Consider the following 21,502-nt stretch of genomic DNA (forward strand, 5'->3'; position numbering starts at 1 on the left):
TACATTATAGTGAATGCTATGAATGTGAAGTGTTTTTGTACACCTTTTGCTGTTTACGACAAAAATTTACGTAAGTTGAAGTAGCAGAGGAGAGTAATGAAAGTGGCTTATGCGATTTTCGAAATAACGTAGAACATATTGTTCTTAAGGGCAGGGAGGTATTATTGAGAGCAAGAACACTTCACCGCGAATAATGAAGTGTTCCTGAGAGGGAATTAATCGATCGACAAATTATGAATCGCCAGCGCAGCACGCGCGGCCTCTTTGCCTTTCTTAATAAAGTGTTCGGTATAGAAGTTTTCCAGCACATCGACCGGCTGGAAATTGTGCGGCGTCAGTGAGACAGAGAACACTGGCACATTGGTGGTCAGCTGAACGTTCATCAGGCCATCAACCACGGCTGCAGCAACGAAATCGTGACGATAGATACCGCCATCCACCACCAGCGCAGCCGCTACGATCGCGTCGTATTTGCCGGTTTCCGCTAAGCGTTTTGCCAGCAGCGGCATTTCAAATGCGCCCGGCACTTCCAGCACTTTTAATTCCGCTTCAACGTTCTGTGCTTTTAATTCTTGCTCAAAACCCACCAAAGCATTGTGCACAATCTCTTTGTGCCAACCGGCTTTAATAAAGGCAATTCTAATATTTTTCATAATGAGTCCAACATCACCTGTAATTTCTTTGCGCTTGAAAAGTAGCAATAATGCCTTTGTATACCATATGTTACGTTTTCGATCCAGAACGTGCAGGTAGCGATAAATGCCATGCGATGACGTGATGGCTATCTGCGGCAATCCGTGCTTGACGGCGACCTGCGCCTGCAATACAAATAGACGCGTCGGGGGAGTCTCGCCAAAGAGACTGAGAGGCTAAAAGCGCAATGCGCGGCTTAGCGACCCTTTGAACCTGACCCAGTTGATACTGGCGTAGGAAGACTGACAGCACCGCTCCGGTGTTGTCTGGCGCAGAGGATCGCTCGCGCCCTTTCCCTCCTCCTGTATCTGCGGGTCTCAGTCAACACTGAGAGGCCGATGTGAATTCCCTTTATATCCCGGATAACCTGCTGTGAGCCGCTGGACGGTTTTAGGCTGCGGCGTGGCAGGCCTGTGCGTGGCAACGCTGCTGGCTGAATGCGGCGAAGAGGTCGACGTCATTGGCGACGACTCCCGCCAGCCCGCGTCGTGGTTTGCTGGCGGCATGCTTGCACCCTGGTGCGAATCCGAAAGTGCACCGCAGGAAGTGATCTCTCTTGGGCAGCATGCTGCGGCCTGGTGGCAACAGCGTGTCAGCAGCGTGGCACATCAGGGAACGCTGGTGGTGGCGCCACCGCGCGATAGCCAGGAACTGACTCGCTTCGCACGCATGACCGAACAGCACCAATGGGTCGATCCCGGTGAGCTTGAACCTCTGCTGGCCGGGCGTTTTGCGCGCGGGCTGTTTTTTGCCGAGGAGGCGCATCTCGACCCGCGTCTGGCTCTCACCGAAATGCGCGAAAAGCTGTTACAGCGCGGCGTGCGTTTTGATGCACAACACCCTTCGGGTCGGGTGATTGATTGTCGTGGCATGCATGCCAAATCCGACCTTCCGCGTCTGCGTTCGGTGCGTGGCGAGATGGTGATTCTGCACAGCGAAGAGGTGCAGTTCTCGCGTCCGATTCGTCTGTTGCATCCGCGCTTTCCGTGCTATCTGGTGCCGCGCCGTAACGGCCATTTCATGCTCGGTGCCACGATGGTGGAAAGCGACGATGCCAGCCCCATTAGCGCACGCGCCATGATGGAACTGCTCAGCGCGGCCTACGCGATTCATCCTGCTCTGGCGGAAGCTCGCGTGGTGGAAAGCGGCAGCGGGCTACGCCCAGCGTATCCGGCCAATCTGCCAGAAATCCATTATCAAAACGACACTTTTTATCTTAACGGCATGTATCGCCACGGTTTTCTGCTGGCGCCAATGATGGCAGAACAGCTGATGCAGCGCCTTTTCGGGGAACAATCCTATGAATATTCAGCTTAACGGCCGGGCGATCCGCACTGAGGCCAGCACGCTCAGCGAATTGCTGATCGAGCAGCAAATTGATGCCGCCTGCGTTGCCAGCGCTTTCAACGGCAACTTTGTGCCTAAAAGTCAGTACAGCAACCAGCTGCTGGAAGAGGGCTGCCAGTTGGAAGTCTTATCGCCGATGCAGGGAGGTTGAAACATGTTTTACGATTTCGATCCCCAGTCACGTTTTCTGCTTGGCACCGCGGGCTATCCGTCACCGGCGATTCTGCAACAGGCGATTGCCGCCTCCGGCACGGAAATCATCACCGTGAGTTTGCGTCGTGAAGGCGCGGCGGGTGCGGCTTTTCGCGAGCTGCTAACCGGGCTGGACATTCGCGTGCTGCCCAATACCGCAGGCTGCCACACGGTGAAAGAGGCGGTGACCACCGCGCAGATGGCGCGCGAGCTGTTTAATACCTCGTGGATCAAACTGGAGGTAATTGGTCATGCCGACACGCTCCAACCCGATCCTTTTGCGCTGGTTGAAGCGGCACGCATCCTGTGTGCGGACGGTTTTCAGGTCTTCCCGTACACCACCGAAGATTTGATCGTCGGTGAGAAGCTGCTGGAAGCCGGTTGTGAACTGCTGATGCCGTGGGGCGCGCCGATCGGTTCCGGGCAGGGCCTGCGCAACATTGAAGGATTACGCGCGATGCGGGCATGGTTCAGCGACATCCCGTTGATAATTGATGCAGGCATCGGTGCGCCATCACAGGCCGCACAGGCGATGGAGATGGGCTTCGATGGCATCCTGCTCAATACCGCGGTGGCGAAAGCCGGCGATCCGGTTGGCATGGCGAACGGTTTCCGGCTGGCGATTGAAGCGGGACAGGCCGCACGCAGTGCTGGTTTGATGGAGAAGCGCGATATGGCGGCAGCTTCAACACCGATCTTCGGTCTGGCGAGTTTGAGTTAAGGAGCCACCATGGATCGCTATCAACGGCAGATGATGCTGCCGGAAATCGGTGTCGAAGGTCAGCAAAAGCTGGCGGATGCGCGCGTCCTGGTGGTGGGGGCAGGCGGGTTGGGCGCTACATTACTGCCGCAGCTGGTTGGCGCAGGCGTCGGTTTTATCCGCCTGTGTGACGACGATGAAGTGGCCTTACACAATCTTCATCGCCAGACGCTGTTTACGATGCAGGACCTCGGTCACAGCAAGGCAGCACGTGCGCAACAGGCGCTGTTGCAACGTAATCCCGAGGTGCAGATAGAGGTGGTGCCACGGGCTATCGGCGCCAGCGATCTGCCGCACCTCCTCACGGATATCGATCTGGTGATTGATGCCGCTGATAACTTCGCGGTGACCTATCAACTCTCCGACGCCTGTCTGGCAACGCAGATTCCTTTGATCAGTGCATCAGTATTAGGCCGTCAGGGCTATGTCGGCGGCTTTTGCGGCAGCGCGCCGAGCTATCGGGCACTGTTTCCACGCTTACCCGCCTCCGCAGCCAACTGCAACACCGCAGGCGTGATGGGACCGGCAGTGGCGACTTTGGGTGCAATGCAGGCTCAGATGGCACTCAGCGTGCTGTTGGATCTGCAACCTTCACCCCTCGGCAGTGTGATCAACTGTGACTTCATCAACTGGCATATGCGCGCATTTCGTTTTGACGGCGCGGAAGAGCCAGAAAACAGCGTGCCCTTTATCGATGAGCAACTGCTGACGAAAGATGATTGCATTGTCGAGTTGCGCGCGGTGGAAGAAGCGCCTGTCAGCGTAGCGAACATCGTCGAACGCGTTCTGCCGCAGGCGATAGCCGATTGGCAGCCGCCACAGGACCGGCGCATTGTGCTGGTGTGTGCCAGCGGCATTCGCGCGGCGCAGGCGGCCTCGGTGTTGGAAGCGCGAGGGTTTACCCGTCTGGCAATGTTGGCGGCAAAGCGACCATGAATCCGATCTGTTTTAACGACATCACCTTTAGCTGGGGCGAACAGGTACTGTGCCAGCAACTCAATCTGCAACTGCGCGGCGGTAAAACCACGGTGCTATTAGGGCGAAGCGGCATTGGGAAAAGCACCTTATTGCGGCTGGTGGCGGGTTTGCTGCAGCCGCAGCAGGGCGATATCAGCGGGTTGCCGGGCAAAGTGGCATGGATGGGGCAACAGGATCTGTTGTATCCCTGGCTGACGGTGCTGGAAAACTTGATGCTTTCCGCTCGGCTCAACGGTGAAAAACCGGACCGGGTGCGTGCGTTGGCGCTGCTTGAGCAGGTGAAGCTGAGTGAAGTGGCGCAAGCCTCACCGGATAAGCTTTCAGGCGGGATGCGGCAGCGTGTCGCACTGGCGCGTACACTGTATGCCCAACGCGAAGTGGTGCTGATGGACGAGCCCTTCGCCACGCTGGATGTGATGACCAAACTCAGTCTGCAAACCCTGACTGCCACGCTGCTCAAGGGCAAAACGGTGCTGCTGGTTACGCACGATCCGCTCGAAGCCTGCCGTATGGCCGATGACATCGTGCTGTTGCATGGCCAGCCGTTAGCGGTTGAAAGCTGGCCGGTGCCTGCGGGTGATGCTCCCCGATCCCTTGATGATCCTCGCCTGCTACAGGCGCAGGGCGAACTCTTTTCCCGACTGAATCAAGATGAAAAAACTGTTTAGCGCGATCTATCTGATCGCGGTGCTGCTGTGTGGCTGGCTGCTGGCGCGGCACCATGGCGTGCCGGACTTTTTGCTGCCTTCGCCACTGGCGGTGTTGGAGGCATTATGGCTGCATCGCCAGCTGCTGGCGCATCACGCGTTGTTTACCCTGGCAGAGATTGTGCTGGCGTTGCTGCTGGGCGTTGGGACGGGCGTGACGCTGGCGGTCCTGATGGCAGGCAGCCAAACGCTGCGTCGCGTGCTGTTTCCGCTCGTGACCGCCAGCCAGGCGATTCCGGTGTTTGCGCTGGCGCCACTGCTGGTGTTGTGGCTGGGATTTGGCATCGCCTCCAAGGTGGTAGTCGCGGCGTTAATCGTTTTCTTCCCGCTGTGTCTGTCGCTATTTGATGGCCTGTGCCGTACGCCCTCCGGCTGGCTGGAACTGGCGGGCACGCTGAATCCTTCACGTGCGCGGATTTTCTGGCACGTGCGCTGGCCCGCAGCGCTCCCGCAGTTCTTTTCCGGTTTGCAGATGGCGGTGGTGCTGGCCCCGATTGGGGTGGTGATTGGCGAATGGGTCGGTGCCAGCGAAGGGCTGGGCTATCTGATGATGCAATCCAACGCCCGGCTGGAAACGGCCACCAGCTTTGCTGCTTTGTTGCTGTTATTGATGCTGGCGCTGCTGCTCTCCGGCGGCGTCGCGATGCTGCGTAAAAAATTCCTCTGGCACTCAACATAAGGACGTCCCTTGAACACCCTACGTACCGCGATTACCGCTTTGCTGCTGCTGGCAACCACCAGCGCACATGCTGAACAAAAAGTTCGCCTGCTGCTCGACTGGTTTGTGAACCCTAACCATGCAGCCATTTTTGCCGCGCAGTACAGCGGCGCTTTCAAGAAGGAAGGGCTGGATGTCGAGATGATCGCCCCGGCTGATTCGGCGTCGGTGCCGCTGCTGCTGGCGGCAGGCAAGGCCGATCTGGCGATCAGCTATCAGCCACAGCTTTACACGCTGGTAGAGAAGGATGTTCCGGTGATCCGCGTGGGTACGCTGATTGGACAACCGCTAAATACGCTGACCACCGTGTCCAGCGATATCCATTCACTTAAAGATTTAGCGGGTAAAACGCTGGGTTACGCGGTGCCAGGATCGGAAGATGTGGCGATCCGCAATATGCTGAAATCGCAGGGAGTGGATGTCAATTCGGTGAAATTAATCAGCCTGAATATGGATTCCACTTCGGCGCTGCTGACGCACAAAATCGATGGCGCGATGACCATTTTCCGCAATTACGAGCTGATCGATTTGCAGGATAAGGGCGCGAAACCGGTGGTGTTTAAACCCGAAGATTATGGTGTGCCCGCTTATGATGAGCTGATCATTCTGGCGAACAACAAGAGCGCCGCCCAGGACAAGCGTATTCCAGCATTTTTACGTGGTCTGGATGCGGGTGTAGTGTGGCTGCGTGCGCATCCGGAAGAAGCCTGGAAAGCGTTTATTAAGCAGTATCCTGAGCTGAACACCAAACTCAATCATCAGGCATGGGAAGCGACATTGCCGCTGTTTGATGGGCACAGCGCGACCTTTGATAAAGCACGGTATCAGGCGTTTGGTGAATATATGAAAGCCAACGGCCTGATCAAGGATGTGGCACCGATGACACGTTATTCTTTGGAGCAGTAAACGGTGTGCGGGCTGGCTAATTCGCTGGCCCGCAACACACTTTCACCTTCCATCCTTTATGCTCTAACCTGCAGAACGCAGAACGCAGAACGCAGAACGCAGAACGCAGAACGCAGAACGCAGAACGCAGAACGCAGAACGCAGAACGCAGAACGCAGAACGCAGAACGCAGAACGCAGAACGCAGAACGCAACCACTAGCCCATTCGGCATGACCACTCAATCTTCATCCGCGCTCCAGCATCAAATTTCACCAATCACCAACCCTCAACCACTCCTCGGCAACCTTCCTCGGCCCTGGCCACCAAATCCTCTTGCACCCCATCCTTATTTTGATAATGATATCCATTCTCAATTATCAAGTGATGGATAACCTGATGCGTCTGCCCGTTCTGGCTTTACTCTTCTGCCTCATTTCCGTGTTTAACCAGGCTACCGCCGCTGAAGATTCAGCCAGCTGGCCTCGCACCATACCCACTCCGCAAGGCCCGTTCACCTTACAGCAGCCACCGCAGCGCATTGTCTCCACCAGCGTGACGTTGAGCGGCACCTTACTGGCGATTAACGCGCCGCTGATTGGGTCTGGCGCCACCAGCCGCAACAGCAGTGTGTCCGATGCCCAGGGCTTCTTTACCCAGTGGGGGGAGGTCGCCAAAGCACGTCACGTCAAGCCGCTCTATGTTTCCCAGCCCAACGCGGAAGCGATAGCCGCGGAGGCACCAGACCTGATCGTTATCGCGGCGACCGGTGGGGACTCTGCGCTGAAACTCTACGATCAGCTGAAAACCATCGCGCCCGTGCTGGTGGTTGATTACGGCGATAAGAGCTGGCAGGCGCTGGCGTTGCAGCTTGGCAATATCACCGGTCACGAAGCGGAGGCGAAACAGGTGATTGCTAAGTTTGACCAACGCGTCGAGACACTGCGCAGCAAAATTACCCTGCCGCCACAGCCCACCTCGGCGATTGTCTATTACGAAGATGGGCGCGGCATGAATGTGTGGACGCCGGCTTCGGCGCAGGGAGAATTACTCAAGGCACTGGGCTTCACGCTGGCGATGCCGCCTGCCAACTTGCAGGGCAGTACCAGCATGGGCAAACGCAACGACATCATCCAACTCAATGGCGAAACGATGGCGGATGGCGTCACCGGCAATACGCTGCTGCTGTTCGCCGCCGATGAAAAAACGATACCGCAGGTGGCGAAGAATCCGTTCCTCGCGCATTTACCCGCTGTGCAGCATCACGACATTTTTGCCATGGGTAACGATACTTTCCGCCTCGATTACTACAGTGCCAGCAATATGCTCAGCAGCATTGAACGGCAGTTCGTACACTAATCGGCAGCAATATACTCAGCAGTTTAAAACGGCAGTTTGTGCACTAAGCAGCGGCTTGCTCAGTGGCCGGTGGTTCATGATGTAGCTGTGCCGAGCGCAAACCGCGTGCGGCCAGCGCGATCAGCAGCAGTAAACCCGCCGCCACGCCGCCGAACCACAGCACGCTGTTGAGCGCGCTCAATGCACGCGCCAATGCGCCGAGTCCTAAAGCACCCAACGAATCCCCGCTCACATCCTGCGCGGTGCCCAGGCTGTTGACCCGACCCAACAGGGCATCTGGCGTGTGGTGCTGAATCAAAATAAATTGCAGCAGTGAAGCGATAGCATTGCTGTAGCCATAAGCCACCAATGCCAGCAACGCCGGAATCAGTTGGCTATACAGCCCCAAAGAAGCGATGCAACCGAAGGCAGCCAGTGCACTCACCAGCAACACCAGGCCTGGTCGTGACAACTGTCGCACCCAGCCGCTGGTGAATGCGCCGATCATCGCACCCAGCGGCACCGCGGAATACATCAGCCCGAGCGCCGAAGCATCAACCTGCCACGTTTGCGCCAGTGCCGGGAACAGGATGCGTACCGCGCCCACCATACTGAGCAGCAAGCCGACCAGTACGGCCGCACCCACCACATTATGCCGGCAGACAAACTGAATGCCACTGGCGAGCGCGCGCAAAGGGTGTTCTGGTTCTTGCTGTTCAGGTTTCATCACGGGCAGCCGTACCAGCGGGATCAGCGTCGCCAGCGTGCCGAGGGCGGCCACGGCAAACGCCCAGCCGACTCCTGCCGCCACGATAATCATGCCACCCAGCGCCGGAGACAGGATCGCACCCAGCCGCACGGTTAACATGCTTAACGCACCGGCCTCCGCCAGATGCTCGCGTCCTACAATCAGCGGAATCACCGCCATCAGCGCTGTCATGCCCAGCGCACCAAAAAATCCGTCCCAGAAGGCGAGGAAATAGAGGGCCCACAATGAAGGGACAGGACTAAACGCGTTCAGGCTCAGCAACACAAAACCGATACCACAGGTGCCACGCGCAAAGAGGATCAGCTTGCGGCGATCATAACGATCCGCCAGCACGCCCCCGAGCAGCAGGCCAATAAACATGCCGATACCATCCAGCATCACGGCGACGCCGACCTGCAAGGTCGAGCCGGTCATGGCCTGAATCTGGATCGGCACGCCCACTGCCAGCATGCCCAGCGCAAACACGGATAGCATGCGAGCGCAGAAGATAGCGCGAAACGCGGCGTTGTTTTTCAACAGGCTGAAATCTAGAAGAATTGAAGGCTTAGCCATAAATATCCATTGTTAAAAATGAGCTGGGGCGCACATTAGCGCGCCCACATTCATTGGCCGAGGGCCGGGTTATAAGCGAGTTGCCGTCAGCAACCGGTTGATCAGCGGACCCAGCACTTTCAGCGAGGCCGCAGACAAAATGTCAGCGTGCTCGCAATCCAGCGGCCAGATTTCCAGGTCTGAAACAAACGGTTTCCAGGTCGCAGGCACATCCATGTCGGCAGGCAGGGTTTTCTCTGCCATAAACAGCGTGGCTTTACCGGCATAACGCGGCGTACGCGCTTCCGCCAGCCGGGCAACCGCGTCCTTGTAGTTGGCGACGATGGTGCTAAACATCGCGGCTTTCTCGGCACGTAACAGGGGATCGCGCTCATCTTCAGTAGCAGCCATAAATTCGGCCTGTTCGCGTGCCACTTCCTGCTCCGCCTCTTCAGCATCGGGCGTGCGCCAGTCCTGTCCTTCGGCTGGGTAGGTATCCAGCAGACCAAGGAAGGCCACGCTTTCGCCACTCGCCTGCAGACGCGCCGCAATGCCTTGTGCCAGCGTGCCGCCCAACGAGTAGCCCAGCAGGAAATAAGGCCCATGCGGCTGCTGCTCGCGAATCACAGCCAGATGGCGATCGCACATGGCTTCTACACTTGTACAGGCTGCGATAACACCCGCCGGGCGCGGTGATTGCAGCCCCACAATCGGGAAATCGCCGTCGAGATAGTGCAGCAGCGCGCTGTACTGCCAGGCGAACCCTGATGCCGGATGGATGCAGAACAGCGTCGGCCCCTGACCGGCACGCAGTGGCAGCAGTTCCCCGTTGCCGCTGCTGTCGCTGGCATCGCCTGATAACAGCGCTGCCAGTTTCTCCACGCTGCGTGCGGCGATGATCTGTCCGACACTCACCGGCTGCGCTACACGGCGGCGCATTTCTGCTGCCAGTCGCATCGCCAGCAGGGAATGACCGCCCAACGCAAAGAAATCATCGTCGGCATACACCTGCTCACATCCCAGTAGCTGCTGGAACAGTTCTGCCAGCATCTGCTCGTGAGGCGTTTCCGGCAGGCGGCCTGGTTGCGCGCTGCGTTGTGGCATCGGCAGTGCTTTACGATCCAGCTTGCCGTTGGCGCTGAGGGGCAAATCGTCGAGCAGCAGATAGCTCACCGGCTGCATATGGGCAGGCAGGCGGGTGCTCAACTGTTGTTTAATTTGCTCGATATCCAGTACCACGCCAGGCTGAGCCACCAGCCAGCCGAGCAGCTGGCGATTATCGACGCCCGCCGCCGCCTGTTGTGTCAAATTGCGCGCAGCCACGACTGCCTGCGCCACGCCCGGCAATGCCACCAGCGCCTGCTCAATTTCACCCGGTTCGATACGTTGTCCGCGCATCTTTAACTGATCGTCGCTGCGCCCCAGATACTCTACGGCGCCATCCTCACGCCAGCAGGCGATATCACCGGTGCGGTACATACGTTCGCCATCAGCAAACGGAGCGGCAATAAAGCGCTGCGCGGTAAGATCGGCGCGATGCAAATAGCCATCTGCCAGCTGGATGCCGCTGAGATAGAGATCGCCCGGCACGCCGACTGGCACCGGGCGCAGCAGGTTATCGAGGATATGCAGTTGGGTGTTCCACACCGGACGACCAATCGGCACGCCGGGGCCATTCAGGCCTTCGAGCGCGTTACCGCTGGCGGGTTGCCAGGTGACATCCACGGCGGCTTCGGTCGGGCCGTACAGATTATGCAGCGGAGCGGCGATCACCTGCTGATAGCTGCGCGCCAGATCGCAGGCCAGCGCTTCTCCGCTGCAAAATACGCGGCGCAGCGAGGCGCAGGCGCGATCGGTTTGCGCACTGACATGCCCGACAAAGGCGGCCAGCATCGACGGAACGAAGTGCAGGGTGGTGACCTGATAATCGTCAATCAACTGCCACAGCGCCTGTGGATCGCGATGGGCATCCGGCGGCGCCATCATCAGCTGTGCGCCGGTCATCAATGGCCAGAAGAACTCCCATACCGAAACATCAAAGCTGCACGGTGTTTTCTGCAACACCACGTCGTCGCTACGCAATGGATAGCTGGCTTGCATCCAGCGCAAGCGGTTAACGATGGCGCGCTGATTGACCACCACACCTTTTGGCTTGCCGGTCGAACCTGAGGTGTAAAGCACATAAGCCGGTCGCTGCGCGTCGGGTTTAGGCAACGTATGACGCGCCACACTCTGCTCACTGGCAAGGTGATCGAACATCATCAGAGTGCCAAAGCCAGCAAAACGGTTTTCCAGCGCCGACTCGGTGATCACCACCCACGGTCGTGCATCGTCCACCATGTACGCCAGACGTTCATCGGGATAGCCAATGTCCAGCGGCAACCAGGCTGCGCCCGCCTGCAAGATGGCAGTAAGAGCAATACTCAGACGCACCGAGCGCGGCAAGGCAACGGCAACGATATCGCCTGGCATCACGCCCGCTTCGATCAGTCGATCGGCCAGCAATGTGGCCTGACGCTGCATCTCGCGGTAGCTGAGCTGATGCTCAACATCACACAGCGCCAGCGCGTCCGGTGTGCGTGCGGCTTGCTGGGCGATGGCTTGTTGTAGGGTTTCATTTTCCAGCTGCACGCCGGTGTTATTGACCCACTCGAGCAGCGATTGCTCGGCGAGGGTTTGCAAACGCCACTGCGTTAACGGCAGATCCGGTGTGGTCACCAGCTGCTGTAACAGCAGCAACAGGCGTTCAGCCAGACGCTCGGCATCGGTGACGCAAGCGCGGTATTCCATTAATAGCGTCAACTGTTCACCCGGCAGCACCAGCAGCGTCAACGGATAATGGGTATAGCCGCGGTTGTGGATCGCGTCGCAGCGCACCTTCGCGTTGGCGTCGAGTAATGTTTGATTATCAGGGTAGTTTTCCACCACCAGCAAGGTATCGAACAGGGTGCCTGCACCCGCCAGCTGTTGGATTTCAGCCAGTCCAAGGCAATCCTGCTCAATCAGCTGGATCTGCTGATTTTGGTGCGCGGCTAACTGCTCCAGCAACGGGCGCTGAGTATCAAACCGCACGCGCACCGGCAGCGTGTTACTGAACAGACCAACATGTTGATCGATCCCTTCAATCTGGCCGAAACGACCGGAAACCGGCGCGCCAAACACCACGTCATGCTGACCACTGGCAATCGACAACATCATGCCCCACAGGCCCTGCATCACGGTGTTGAGGGTCAACCCGCGTGCGCGGCACAGCGCATAGAGTTCGCGCTCCAGCGTGGCATCCAGCGTAATGCGTTTTTCCTGAACAGCACTCTCGGCGGCATTGGGATATAGCAATGTGGGCCGCACGTCGCGCAGACATTCTTGCCACTGCTGGCGAGCCTGATGCTCATCACGCTGGCTAAGCTGGCGCACGATGTCAGCATAATGGGTGCGTTGGGCGGCCAGCGGCTGTTGACGCAATGCGCTAAGTAAATCGTTTAAAATCACCGGCGTTGACCAGCCATCCACCACCAGATGATGCGCATTGAGCAGCAGCGTCCAGCGTGCTTCATGGCGATGCGGGATCAGCGTCGCCTGCAACATCACCGGCTGCCGGAACAGATCCTGTGACAGCGCCTGATGTTCAGTGGCGTCAATATCCTCGACTTCCAGCACCTGTAGCGGCCAATGCAGATCGCCTTCCGGCAGCAACTGCAAGGGTTGCAGACTGAGTTCGCTATCAAACCTGGCGGCGAGCTGCGGATGGCGCTGCAACACCTGGTTGAGCGCCTGCTGCACCGATGCTACCGACACATCACCGCTGAGGGTTAATCGCGTCAGTGAGTTATAGCTGCCTTGCGCGCCACTGGTCTGCGCGTGGAACAGTAATCCTTTCTGCAACGGCAGCAGCGGCAAGACGTGGCTAAACGCCCCGTGACGTGCGCGCAATCGTTGCAGCAGCGCATCATCAACGCCTTCAAGATTGATTTCCGCAGCGACCAGCGTGTTGGCGGCCTGCTGTGGCTGTTGCTCTGCGAAGTGGTAAAGCTGTTGCGCACCCAGAGCGATGGCCTGATGCAGTTGCTCAATCTGATCGGCATGCAAGACGCCCTCCGCCCAGCTCCAGTTCAGCGCCAGCTGCTGGTCATCAACAAACACGTTGAGTTCCAGTGCGTGCTGTAACGGCATAGCATCGTCCTGGATCACCGCAAAAGTGTCGCGGAACTGCTGCGCGGTCCGCTGAGGCTGCCAGTGACCGGCGGATTGAGTGAAGCGGCCGAGATAATTGAACAGCACCTGTGGCGCATGGTCGGCGGCCAGTTTCGCCAATGTAATGCCACGGTGGGCATCCAGCCAGCGCAGTTGGCCGTAACCGATACCGCGATCCGGCACGGCACGCAGCGCGGATTTCACCGCGCGCACGCTGTCATTGAGGTCGGCCGAAGCAGGCAGGGCGAGCAGCAGTGGAAACTCCGCTGTCAGCCAGCCCACCGTGCGCGCCAGATCCTGATGATCGTGCAACTCGGCACGGCCGTGTGACTCCAGCGTCACGCGTTGTAACGCACTGCCGTTCATGCTGCTCAGCGCCAGTGAGAGCAGCGTCAGCAGTAACTCTTCGCTGGTGGCACGGAACTGCTGCGGCAGGGTATTCAGCAAGGCAGAGCTGGTGGCCACATCCAGCAGGGTGCGCTGATGCAAGACACGCTCGTTACCCGTTAAGGCGCGCTCACCCAGCGCCGGCAGCGGCTGTTCCAGCATGCGTTGCCAGAACGGCATTTCGCTGGGGCGTGATGCCAAGTTAGCCAGCAGCGTAGCAGACCAGTCATGCAGCGAGGTCTCTTCGGCGGGCAAGGTGATCGGTGCACCGCTTAGCAGTGCATCACCGGCTTGTTGCAGTTCATCCAGCAACACGCGCCACGACACGCCATCCACCACCAGATGGTGCAACGTTAACACCAATCCGCAGCTTGTGCCTTGTGTCTGAAGCAGGGTCGCCTGTAGCAACGATCCTGCTGCCGGATCAAGGCGTGCTGCATCCTCACGGAAGGCCTGGTCTGCGGCCTGGTCACGCGCTTGCACTTCGATAACACGACAACGTGCAGGACGCGCAGGCAGCGGTTCGCCCACCACCAACAGTGTATTACGCGTGAAAGCGTTGAGCGCCGGATGCGCGCTGGCGAGCTGCTCAATCAATTGTTCCAGCTGCGAAAGTTGCAGCTCAGGTGGCACCGATAGCAGCACGCCGTGAGCGAAGCGCGCGTTGATCCCCGCCTGCGCATGGAACCAGTGCAGAATCGGCAGACCACCAATCGCGCCTTGTTGCGACACGCGAGCATGTTGAGTGTGTTGCGTTAGCGGGGCGAGATCTTGCGCCATACGTGCGGCGGTGCGTTCGGCAAAAATGTCACGTGGGCGCAGCAGGTATCCGGCACGGCGGGCGGCGGTGCTAAGGCCCATCGCCGAGATGCTGTCACCACCCAGCGAGAAGAAATCATCTTCTGCGCCGACGCTTTCCAGCCCGAGCAGGCTCGCCATCGCCTGACAAATCAACGTTTCTTGTGGGGTGCGAGCCGCGCGGCTTTGCTGTTGCTGAGCCTGCTGTGGTTTCGGCAGCGCCTGGCGGTCGATTTTGCCATTCACATTCAGCGGCAGATCATCCAGCACCATCAGCACGGCTGGCAGCATATAGTCGGGCAACTGGGTGCTGAGCTGGGCCAGTAAGCGGGCGCTGATCTGCGGATCGGCGCGCAGAGCATCATCCTGCACCGAGCAGTAGCCAATCAGACGGTGAGTGGCGCCCATCACTTCGGCAATCACCACTGCGGTACTGACTTCGGGCAGTGCCACCAGCGCGTTTTCGATTTCACCGAGTTCGACGCGGAAACCGCGCACTTTGATCTGATGATCCACGCGTCCGATAAACGCCAGTTGACCATCCTGACGCCAGCGCATCACATCGCCGCTGCGATACATCACCTCGCCTTCGCGGAAGGGGTTAGCCACAAAGCGGGCGGCTGTCAGATCCGGGCGGCGCAGATACCCGCGCGCGATGCCGGTTCCGGAAATATAGAGTTCGCCGGTGCAGCCAATCGGCACCGGACGCAACTGGCTGTCGAGCAGATAAACCTGGCTGTTGCCCATCGGGCGACCAATCACCGGCTGCGGGGAAGCCAGCACGCTGGCACCGAGGGTATCAATGGTGTACTCAGACGGGCCGTAGTAATTGTGGATTTCCATCTGCTGCTGTTGCTGCATCAGTTTCCACAACGTCGGCGTGGCCGCTTCACCGCCAATCATGACAAACGCAGGGCGGTGGTTTTCCGCTTCCAGTAATCCGCTGTCGATCATCTGAGAGAAGAATGACGGCGTGATGTCCAGCAGATCGACCGGCACCGCGTTCATCTGCTGAATCAAACCCCAGGCATCGCGACGTAGTTCTTCGTCGAAGATATTCAGCTCGCAGCCCATCAGCATGCAGAACAGCGGTTCCCACGAAGAGTCGAATGAGAACGACGCGGTATGACCGGCGCGCATGCGGCGCGGGTTGCTGGCGTGGAAGCGGTCAATCGCCGGTCCAAACAGATGTTCGCGATGTGACAGGAACAGATTCAGCAATCCCTGATGTGTGCTCATCACGCCTTTTGGCCGGCCGGTGGATCCGGAGGTGTAAATCATATAGGCAAGATCGTCGCCGCACAGCAGGGTGCTCGGTACGCTGGTCGGCTGTGCCGCCAGTTCGCTCTCCAGCTGATCAATGCACAGCGCGGGAAGGGCCGGCATCTGCGCCAGTGTCGTGGAGTGAGTCAGCAATAATGCGGGTTGCGCATCGTCGCACATCAGTGCCAGACGTTCACGTGGATAGTCGAGGTCTAGCGGCATGTAGGCCGCGCCGCTCGCCAGCACACCAAAGATGGCGACCAGCGAATCCACCGAGCGCGGAATACCAATCGCCACCACGTCGTCTGCTTGTAAGCCACGCGCCATCAAGGCATGTGCCAGTTGCATGGCGCGGTCGGTCAGCTGGCGATACGTCAGTGACTGTGTGCCGCAGACGACTGCCGTCAGGTCAGCGCTTTGTGCCGTGCGTTGCAGCAGCATATCCACGATGGTGGTTGCCCCCGCTGGCGGGGTGATTTTCGGGCCAGTGGACCAGCGCTGTAAATCAGCCTGTTCGTCCGGAGCAATGATCGAAAGCGTATCCAGAGTGGCTTCGGGTTGTGCAGCGAACTGCGTGAGCAGATGACGAATGCGATTAGCGTGACGCTGTAACATTTGCGCGTCGTAGCGCGTCGGGTTAGCCACCAGCGTTAACTGCAATGCGCCATCACGGAAGCCCACTTCAAACTCGATATCGTCGACCGGGCCCATGGCTAAGGTGTGGGTCGCCGCCGGAATGCCATCGAATCGCAGATCATCATGGTAGACCTTGACGTTGATCACCGGCCCATAAAGCTGTTGGCTGCCGCCGACCAAACCCAGATCGCGACGCAGTTGCTCTGCTTCATAGCGCTGATGACGGCGTGCTTTGCGGATTTCCGTCTGTACCTGCTGCACCAGCGCGGCTAAATCAGTGTGATGAGGGATGTCGAAGATCAGCGGCAGCACGTTGACCACCGGCCCCAACGCCGTCAGTGCCGCCGAGCCCATGCGGCGCATAAACGGAAAGCCAATCGCTAAGCGCGAGTTGTCGCTAATGCGCGCCAGATAAGCCACCAGCAGGGCACTGACAATATCGCCTTCGCTGCAATCCTGGAACGCAGCATGCTGGCGCAACGTTGCCAACTCCGGCAGCGCGACGTGGCAGCTGATCGGACGATCGCCAGCATCCGTTACGCTTTCACTGGAGAGCGTTAAAGTTTCGGGCAGGTCAGCCGCATAGGTCTGCCAGTGGCTGGCGGAACGGGAAAAAGCCGGGGATGCCTGCCACTGCTGATACTCATCAATCACCTCGCTAAACGGCGTGAAGGGTGAAAGCGAGGGTTCGTCGCCACGGCACAGTTCGGCATAGATGGCCGCCACGCGCTGCGTCAGCGCTTCGAAACTGAAGCCATCAACCAGCAGATGGTGATACCGCTGATACCACCACCAGCTGCCATCACCCACGCGCATTAACACGTGGCGATACAGCGGCTTATCACCGTCGGCCGCCAGTTCGGCGCGCAGATCGGCCTGCATCAGTTTATGCGCCTGACCGGTGGCATCCGCGCGCTGGCTGAAGTCATGCCACTCCGGCAGCACCAGTGCCTGCGCGCCAAACCATTGCGCGGGATTCCCGTTTTCATCGAGGCCAAAGCGTGCCTGCACGGTATCGGCTTCCGCCATGGTCTGGCGGATGGCGCTGTCCAGGGCGGCGCGGTTGATGTCGCCGTGTAGCAAGCTGTAGTGCGCCACGGTAAATTGATTGCGCTGCTGCGCAATAGCGTCAGCGATCCAGATGCCGGGCTGAGCCGCCACCAAAGGATACGCCGGTGAATGCGTGATTAACGATGCCAAAGGAATGTTCCCGTCTAAAAAAATCGAAAAAGGAAAAGTTAAAAAGCGAAAAATTAATGTGCGCTGGACGACGTCTGTTGCGTCGCTGGTCGCATGTCCTGCCAGTGTGTTTCGATGTACTCAATCGCTGCGGCACGCGGCAGCGGACCCGCCACGTTTTGCCAGCCCGCAGGCACCTGAGCAAATGCGGGCCACAGGCTGTATTGCTGACGCGCGTTGATCAGCACCAAAAAATCGAGCGCGTCGTTATCAAACGGATTTAGTTGTTCAGACATGGTGGTTACCTTTTGAGGTTGGGTCAGAGAGAAGATCGGCCAGCAGCCAGTGGCAGCCGTCGATCAAGCCGCCACGCCAGCACAGCGCGTCGTGCCCTCCGGCGTAGCAGCGGAAAAACAGTTCATGTCCAGCGGCTTCGAGTGCGGGACGTATTTGTTGATTCACGAACAACATGTCCTGCTCGCGATCGCCGACTTCCTGAAAAATCTTCAACTTGCCAGCGGGCAGGGCGTTGTCCTGTAAGCGCTGCAACAGCAGACCCGGAGCGTGCCGTTCACGGTTAGCGTAATCGCGGATGTATTGCAGGTGCGGCCACCAGAACGAGCCGGATTGCGTGAGAATGCGGCCAAAACGCTCAGGCCAATGCAGGCCAGCATAGAGCGCCGCGAGGCCACCGTAACTTTGACCGGCCACCAGCGTGCGGCTGGCATCATGGCTGAACGCGGCATGCTGACGGGCCAGCGGCAACAGCTCCTGTTGCACCGCCTGCCAGAAGGTTTCGTTGCAGGGCAGCTCAATCTCGCGATGCTGGCTATCGATCACGTCGATAAATAACCAGCAGGCAGGCGGCAGTTCACCTGCTGCGGTGCTCTGATCGAGGGCGCTGAAAATCGGCTGCCCGTATACCCAATTCTGCCCATCCAGCAGAATCGCCAGCGGGCGCTGATCCGGTTGCGCAGTCTGTCCGGTGGTGTAAAGCCAGACGTGACGCGTGACGTTGAGCAGATCGCTGTGCCACTGCAAAGTTTGCAGGCCATCTGGCCAGGTGTCGGCCAATCCGGCATCCAACTGTTGCCAGGCAGATTGATCCGGCGCGTCGGGCATATGCGCATTACTCAGCGCAAAACGGCGGCTGCTAAGAAACGGGGGCGAAGGATTAAGCATGTCGGGGATCGCCAGTGGCATCAGCGAAATCCACCATTTGCGTTGCAGCACCCGGCAGGTTTCGTCACTGCCGCAGAACAGCGGGGGCAAATGCTCAGCGGTCACCGGGATCAGGCTATAGCTGCCACGCCAGTCAGATTCGATCTGCGTCGACCAATGCCAGACATCACTGTTGCCGACGCGAACAAGGGATTCAGGCGCCTGGCTGTGATGATCGGTGACGCCGTTTATATCGATATACACCTTTTTGGTAGACGATAACTCGGAACGGCCTTCTGGATCGCGCCAGAAAAAATGCATGCGCGTTTCGCCATCTGCCTCATGCTCAATCACCGGCGTACCCGCCTGATGAAGCTGTTCCCACCAGCGATGGCTGCCGAGATCGTCCTGTTGTAACCACTGGGTAACTGTTCCAGTGGGCAACCAGATTTGCGTCATTTGTTCTGAGTTACTGAGAAACATCCTGCAATCTCTCTCCACATTTTCTTCAAAGACTTTACATTAACAAACGTAATGCAAATGCTATTGATAACGATTTACATTTGCAATATTATTTTTGCGCCGAATAAATCCCCTATTTTCAGATGATTATTATGAAATAGGCTTTTAAGGGGGATTCAGGGCCGAGTTTTATCAGAGGAAGTTATATTTCAATCCGTTACAGCTTTCGCCGTTGGGTGAAGGGGAATGGACGGATTATTTCATCGACAAGGCAGTTTGAAATAGAGATGGCAACTATGTCCGTTAAAGCAAAAAATTTAGCAATACCTGCTGTGGCACTTCCGTTCAGATTCTCCCGTCTTCACCTGTCACTGGCCTCAATTCTGCTGGTGGCGCCTGCTACTTTCAGCGTCGCGGCGGAAGAAACCATCACCGTGAATGCAGATACGCGTGAAAGCGTGACGTCTCCGCTGCAAGGCTATGTGGCGAAAGAGAGCGCTGCTGGAACGAAAACCTCGACCCCACTGCGTAAAACCCCGCAATCGATTTCGGTGATTACGCGTGAGCAGATGGACGATCAGGCAGCGCCGTCGGTAGCGGATGCTCTGAGCTACACTAGCGGCGTGCTGACCAACTACCGTGGCAACTCGAACCGTAACGATGAGATCATCGCGCGTGGTTTCCGCTATGCACCGAAATTCCTCGATGGCTTGAGCTATGGCTTATCCGGCCAGGCTGGCGCGGCAGGACAGATCGACCCATGGTTGCTGGAGCGTGTGGAGATGATTCATGGCCCGGCATCGGTGTTGTACGGCCAGGTTAACCCCGGCGGTGTCATCGCGATGACCAGCAAGCGCCCAACCGCGCAGAGCATTCATAAAGTTCAGCTCAGCACCGGTAATCAGCATCTGGGCGAAGCGGCGTTTGATTTCGGCGGCAAACTGAATGACGACAACACGCTGTTTTATCGTCTCAACGGTATTGCCAGCACCAAACATGAGTTCGTGAAAGATAACAAACAGGAGCGCATGGCCATTGCCCCGGCGCTGACCTGGCTGCCAAACGCGGACACCAGTTTTACCCTACTGACCATGTACCAGAACGAGCCAAAGGCCGGATATCGTAACTTCCTGCCTGCCAACGGCACGCTGTTTAACACCAGCGCGGGCTACATTCCTTACGATTTCAACGTCAGCGACCCGAGCTTTAACGAAGCGAAACGCGAGCAGACTTCTGTTGGCTACATCTTCGAGCATAACTTTAACGATAACATCAGCTTCACGCAGAATATGCGTTACAGCAACATGGATGAGTCGTACAAATACCTGGTCTATACCTTCGATGTGGATGGCAGTGACCATCAGATCAACCGTCGTCCGCAGCATGACAAAATCAAGTCCAAAGAACTGGGCATTGATAACCAGGTGAAAGCAACGTTCGATACTGGCAACGTTGCGCATACCGTGCTGGGCGGGCTGGATTACAAATGGAGCGATGTCGACAACAAACTGTGGCGCGACAGCGGTGACCAGTACATTCTCGACTGGGCGAATCCAACCAGTGTGACGATCAATGAGAGCGATCTGGCGTTGAACACCAGCACGCGCAAAAAGCTCGATCAGGTTGGCGTGTATTTGCAGGATCAGCTGGAATGGAATCAATGGAATCTGCTGCTGTCCGGTCGCCAGGACTGGTCAGAAGTGCGCACGCAGGACCGCATTGAGAACACCACCACCCAGCAAAATGACAGCAAGTTCACCGGCCGTGCCGGTCTGTTGTATGCCTTCGATAATGGCCTGTCGCCGTATATCAGCTACAGCACCTCGTTCGAACCCAATCTGAGCACCGGTGCGCCGGGTAGCGATCCGTTCGCACCGACCACCGGCGAGCAGACGGAAATCGGTATCAAGTATCAACCTGTGGGCTGGGATGCAGTGTTTACGGTTTCCGCGTTTGATATCACACAGAAAAACATCACCTCTTACAACAGCGAACTGGGTTACAACGAGCAGATCGGTAAGGTGAAGTCCAAAGGGATCGAGACGGAAGCGCACGCGCAAATCACTCCGGAAATTAAGGTGATGGCGGCTTATACCTTTACCGATGCGGAAACCAAGGAGAGCAACACCGCGGCGCAGGTTGGCAAAACGCCTTCCAGCATTCCGCGCCATGCCGCATCTGCCTGGGGTAGCTACAGCTTCCTGAGTGGTGCTCTGAACGGTCTGACGCTCGGCAGCGGTGTGCGTTACACCGGCACCGCCTGGGCGGATTCCATCGGTCAGGACAAGGTTCCGCACTACACGCTGTATGACGTGATGGCGAAATATGAGCTGGGCGAAGCGGCTAACTCACTGCGTGGCACCACGCTGCAGTTGAACGTCAACAACGTGGCCGACAAGCACTATGTTGCCTCATGCAGCAACACCAGCGCATGCTTCTACGGCAGCGGTCGTTCGATTGTGGCGTCTGTCAGCTACAGCTGGTAAGCGTGATAAGGCAGGGCGTCCTT

14 protein-coding genes and 1 riboswitch are annotated in these 21,502 nt (G+C 57.9%); of the genes, 9 read left to right on the top strand and 5 right to left on the bottom strand.

Annotation, left to right across the window (positions count from 1 at the left end; genetic code table 11):
• Positions 1–215 precede the first annotated feature (215 nt).
• Positions 216–653 carry a 6,7-dimethyl-8-ribityllumazine synthase gene (locus tag F3J37_RS06825; RefSeq protein WP_034830445.1) on the bottom strand — a complete coding sequence of 146 codons (438 nt, stop codon included), beginning with the start codon at positions 651–653 and terminating at the stop codon, positions 216–218.
• Between the two features lie 177 nt (positions 654–830).
• Positions 831–950, top strand: a riboswitch (TPP riboswitch).
• Between the two features lie 115 nt (positions 951–1,065).
• Between F3J37_RS06825 and F3J37_RS06830 the strand changes: the two genes are divergently transcribed.
• From F3J37_RS06830 to fepB, 8 genes are all read left to right on the top strand, one after another.
• Positions 1,066–2,010 (top strand): FAD-dependent oxidoreductase, encoded by a 945-nt coding sequence (locus tag F3J37_RS06830; RefSeq protein ID WP_166932609.1) that lies wholly within the window; start codon positions 1,066–1,068, stop codon positions 2,008–2,010.
• Complete coding sequence (gene thiS / locus F3J37_RS06835) at positions 1,994–2,191, top strand: sulfur carrier protein ThiS (protein ID WP_166932611.1); 198 nt, start codon at positions 1,994–1,996, stop codon at positions 2,189–2,191. Before F3J37_RS06830 ends, thiS begins: the two co-directional genes overlap by 17 nt.
• Before the next feature lie 3 nt (positions 2,192–2,194).
• A complete protein-coding gene (locus F3J37_RS06840) occupies positions 2,195–2,953 on the top strand; it encodes a thiazole synthase (RefSeq protein WP_058960329.1) in 759 nt (252 codons plus the stop codon).
• A gap of 9 nt (positions 2,954–2,962) precedes the next feature.
• Positions 2,963–3,928 carry a HesA/MoeB/ThiF family protein gene (locus tag F3J37_RS06845; protein ID WP_166932613.1) on the top strand — a complete coding sequence of 322 codons (966 nt, stop codon included), beginning with the start codon at positions 2,963–2,965 and terminating at the stop codon, positions 3,926–3,928.
• Entirely contained in the window at positions 3,925–4,638 is a 714-nt protein-coding gene (locus F3J37_RS06850) for an ABC transporter ATP-binding protein (RefSeq protein ID WP_166932615.1), read from the top strand. The genes F3J37_RS06845 and F3J37_RS06850 overlap by 4 nt, the downstream gene beginning before the upstream one ends.
• The gene (locus tag F3J37_RS06855) at positions 4,622–5,356 is read left to right on the top strand and encodes an ABC transporter permease (protein WP_166932617.1); all 735 of its coding nucleotides are present in this window, start codon (positions 4,622–4,624) and stop codon (positions 5,354–5,356) included. Before F3J37_RS06850 ends, F3J37_RS06855 begins: the two co-directional genes overlap by 17 nt.
• Positions 5,357–5,365: 9 nt before the next feature.
• The gene (locus tag F3J37_RS06860) at positions 5,366–6,301 is read left to right on the top strand and encodes an ABC transporter substrate-binding protein (protein WP_166932619.1); all 936 of its coding nucleotides are present in this window, start codon (positions 5,366–5,368) and stop codon (positions 6,299–6,301) included.
• Between the two features lie 376 nt (positions 6,302–6,677).
• Positions 6,678–7,637: a Fe2+-enterobactin ABC transporter substrate-binding protein gene (gene fepB / locus F3J37_RS06865; protein WP_240154075.1), complete on the top strand. Its 960-nt coding sequence runs from the start codon at positions 6,678–6,680 to the stop codon at positions 7,635–7,637.
• Positions 7,638–7,680: 43 nt separating this feature from the next.
• On the opposite strand, the gene entS is transcribed toward fepB, so the two are convergent.
• From entS to fes, 4 genes are all read right to left on the bottom strand, one after another.
• Positions 7,681–8,937: an enterobactin transporter EntS gene (gene entS / locus F3J37_RS06870; protein ID WP_166932623.1), complete on the bottom strand. Its 1,257-nt coding sequence runs from the start codon at positions 8,935–8,937 to the stop codon at positions 7,681–7,683.
• A gap of 69 nt (positions 8,938–9,006) precedes the next feature.
• Positions 9,007–17,391 carry a non-ribosomal peptide synthetase gene (locus F3J37_RS06875; protein ID WP_166932625.1) on the bottom strand — a complete coding sequence of 2,795 codons (8,385 nt, stop codon included), beginning with the start codon at positions 17,389–17,391 and terminating at the stop codon, positions 9,007–9,009.
• Between the two features lie 53 nt (positions 17,392–17,444).
• Positions 17,445–17,666 (bottom strand): MbtH family protein, encoded by a 222-nt coding sequence (locus F3J37_RS06880; RefSeq protein ID WP_166932627.1) that lies wholly within the window; start codon positions 17,664–17,666, stop codon positions 17,445–17,447.
• Positions 17,659–19,014, bottom strand: a complete 1,356-nt coding sequence (gene fes / locus F3J37_RS06885; RefSeq protein WP_166932629.1) for an enterochelin esterase — start codon at positions 19,012–19,014, stop codon at positions 17,659–17,661. Before fes ends, F3J37_RS06880 begins: the two co-directional genes overlap by 8 nt.
• A 275-nt stretch (positions 19,015–19,289) precedes the next feature.
• On the opposite strand from fes, the gene F3J37_RS06890 reads away from it, so the two are divergent.
• Positions 19,290–21,479, top strand: coding sequence for a TonB-dependent siderophore receptor (locus tag F3J37_RS06890; protein WP_166932631.1), 2,190 nt, complete (start codon positions 19,290–19,292; stop codon positions 21,477–21,479).
• Positions 21,480–21,502 lie beyond the last annotated feature (23 nt).

Origin of the sequence: Candidatus Pantoea communis, from assembly GCF_011752685.1 — a bacterium.
Taxonomy (GTDB): domain Bacteria; phylum Pseudomonadota; class Gammaproteobacteria; order Enterobacterales; family Enterobacteriaceae; genus Pantoea; species Pantoea communis.

Excerpts from the sequence above, each read along its gene's own strand:
- F3J37_RS06825 (WP_034830445.1), bottom strand. The coding sequence starts at position 653 with ATGAAAAATATTAGAATTGCCTTTATTAAAGCCGGTTGGCACAAAGAG.
- thiS (WP_166932611.1), top strand. The coding sequence starts at position 1,994 with ATGAATATTCAGCTTAACGGCCGGGCGATCCGCACTGAGGCCAGCACG.
- F3J37_RS06840 (WP_058960329.1), top strand. The coding sequence starts at position 2,195 with ATGTTTTACGATTTCGATCCCCAGTCACGTTTTCTGCTTGGCACCGCG.
- F3J37_RS06845 (WP_166932613.1), top strand. The coding sequence starts at position 2,963 with ATGGATCGCTATCAACGGCAGATGATGCTGCCGGAAATCGGTGTCGAA.
- F3J37_RS06850 (WP_166932615.1), top strand. The coding sequence starts at position 3,925 with ATGAATCCGATCTGTTTTAACGACATCACCTTTAGCTGGGGCGAACAG.
- F3J37_RS06855 (WP_166932617.1), top strand. The coding sequence starts at position 4,622 with ATGAAAAAACTGTTTAGCGCGATCTATCTGATCGCGGTGCTGCTGTGT.
- fepB (WP_240154075.1), top strand. The coding sequence starts at position 6,678 with ATGCGTCTGCCCGTTCTGGCTTTACTCTTCTGCCTCATTTCCGTGTTT.
- entS (WP_166932623.1), bottom strand. The coding sequence starts at position 8,937 with ATGGCTAAGCCTTCAATTCTTCTAGATTTCAGCCTGTTGAAAAACAAC.
- F3J37_RS06880 (WP_166932627.1), bottom strand. The coding sequence starts at position 17,666 with ATGTCTGAACAACTAAATCCGTTTGATAACGACGCGCTCGATTTTTTG.
- fes (WP_166932629.1), bottom strand. The coding sequence starts at position 19,014 with ATGTTTCTCAGTAACTCAGAACAAATGACGCAAATCTGGTTGCCCACT.
- F3J37_RS06890 (WP_166932631.1), top strand. The coding sequence starts at position 19,290 with ATGTCCGTTAAAGCAAAAAATTTAGCAATACCTGCTGTGGCACTTCCG.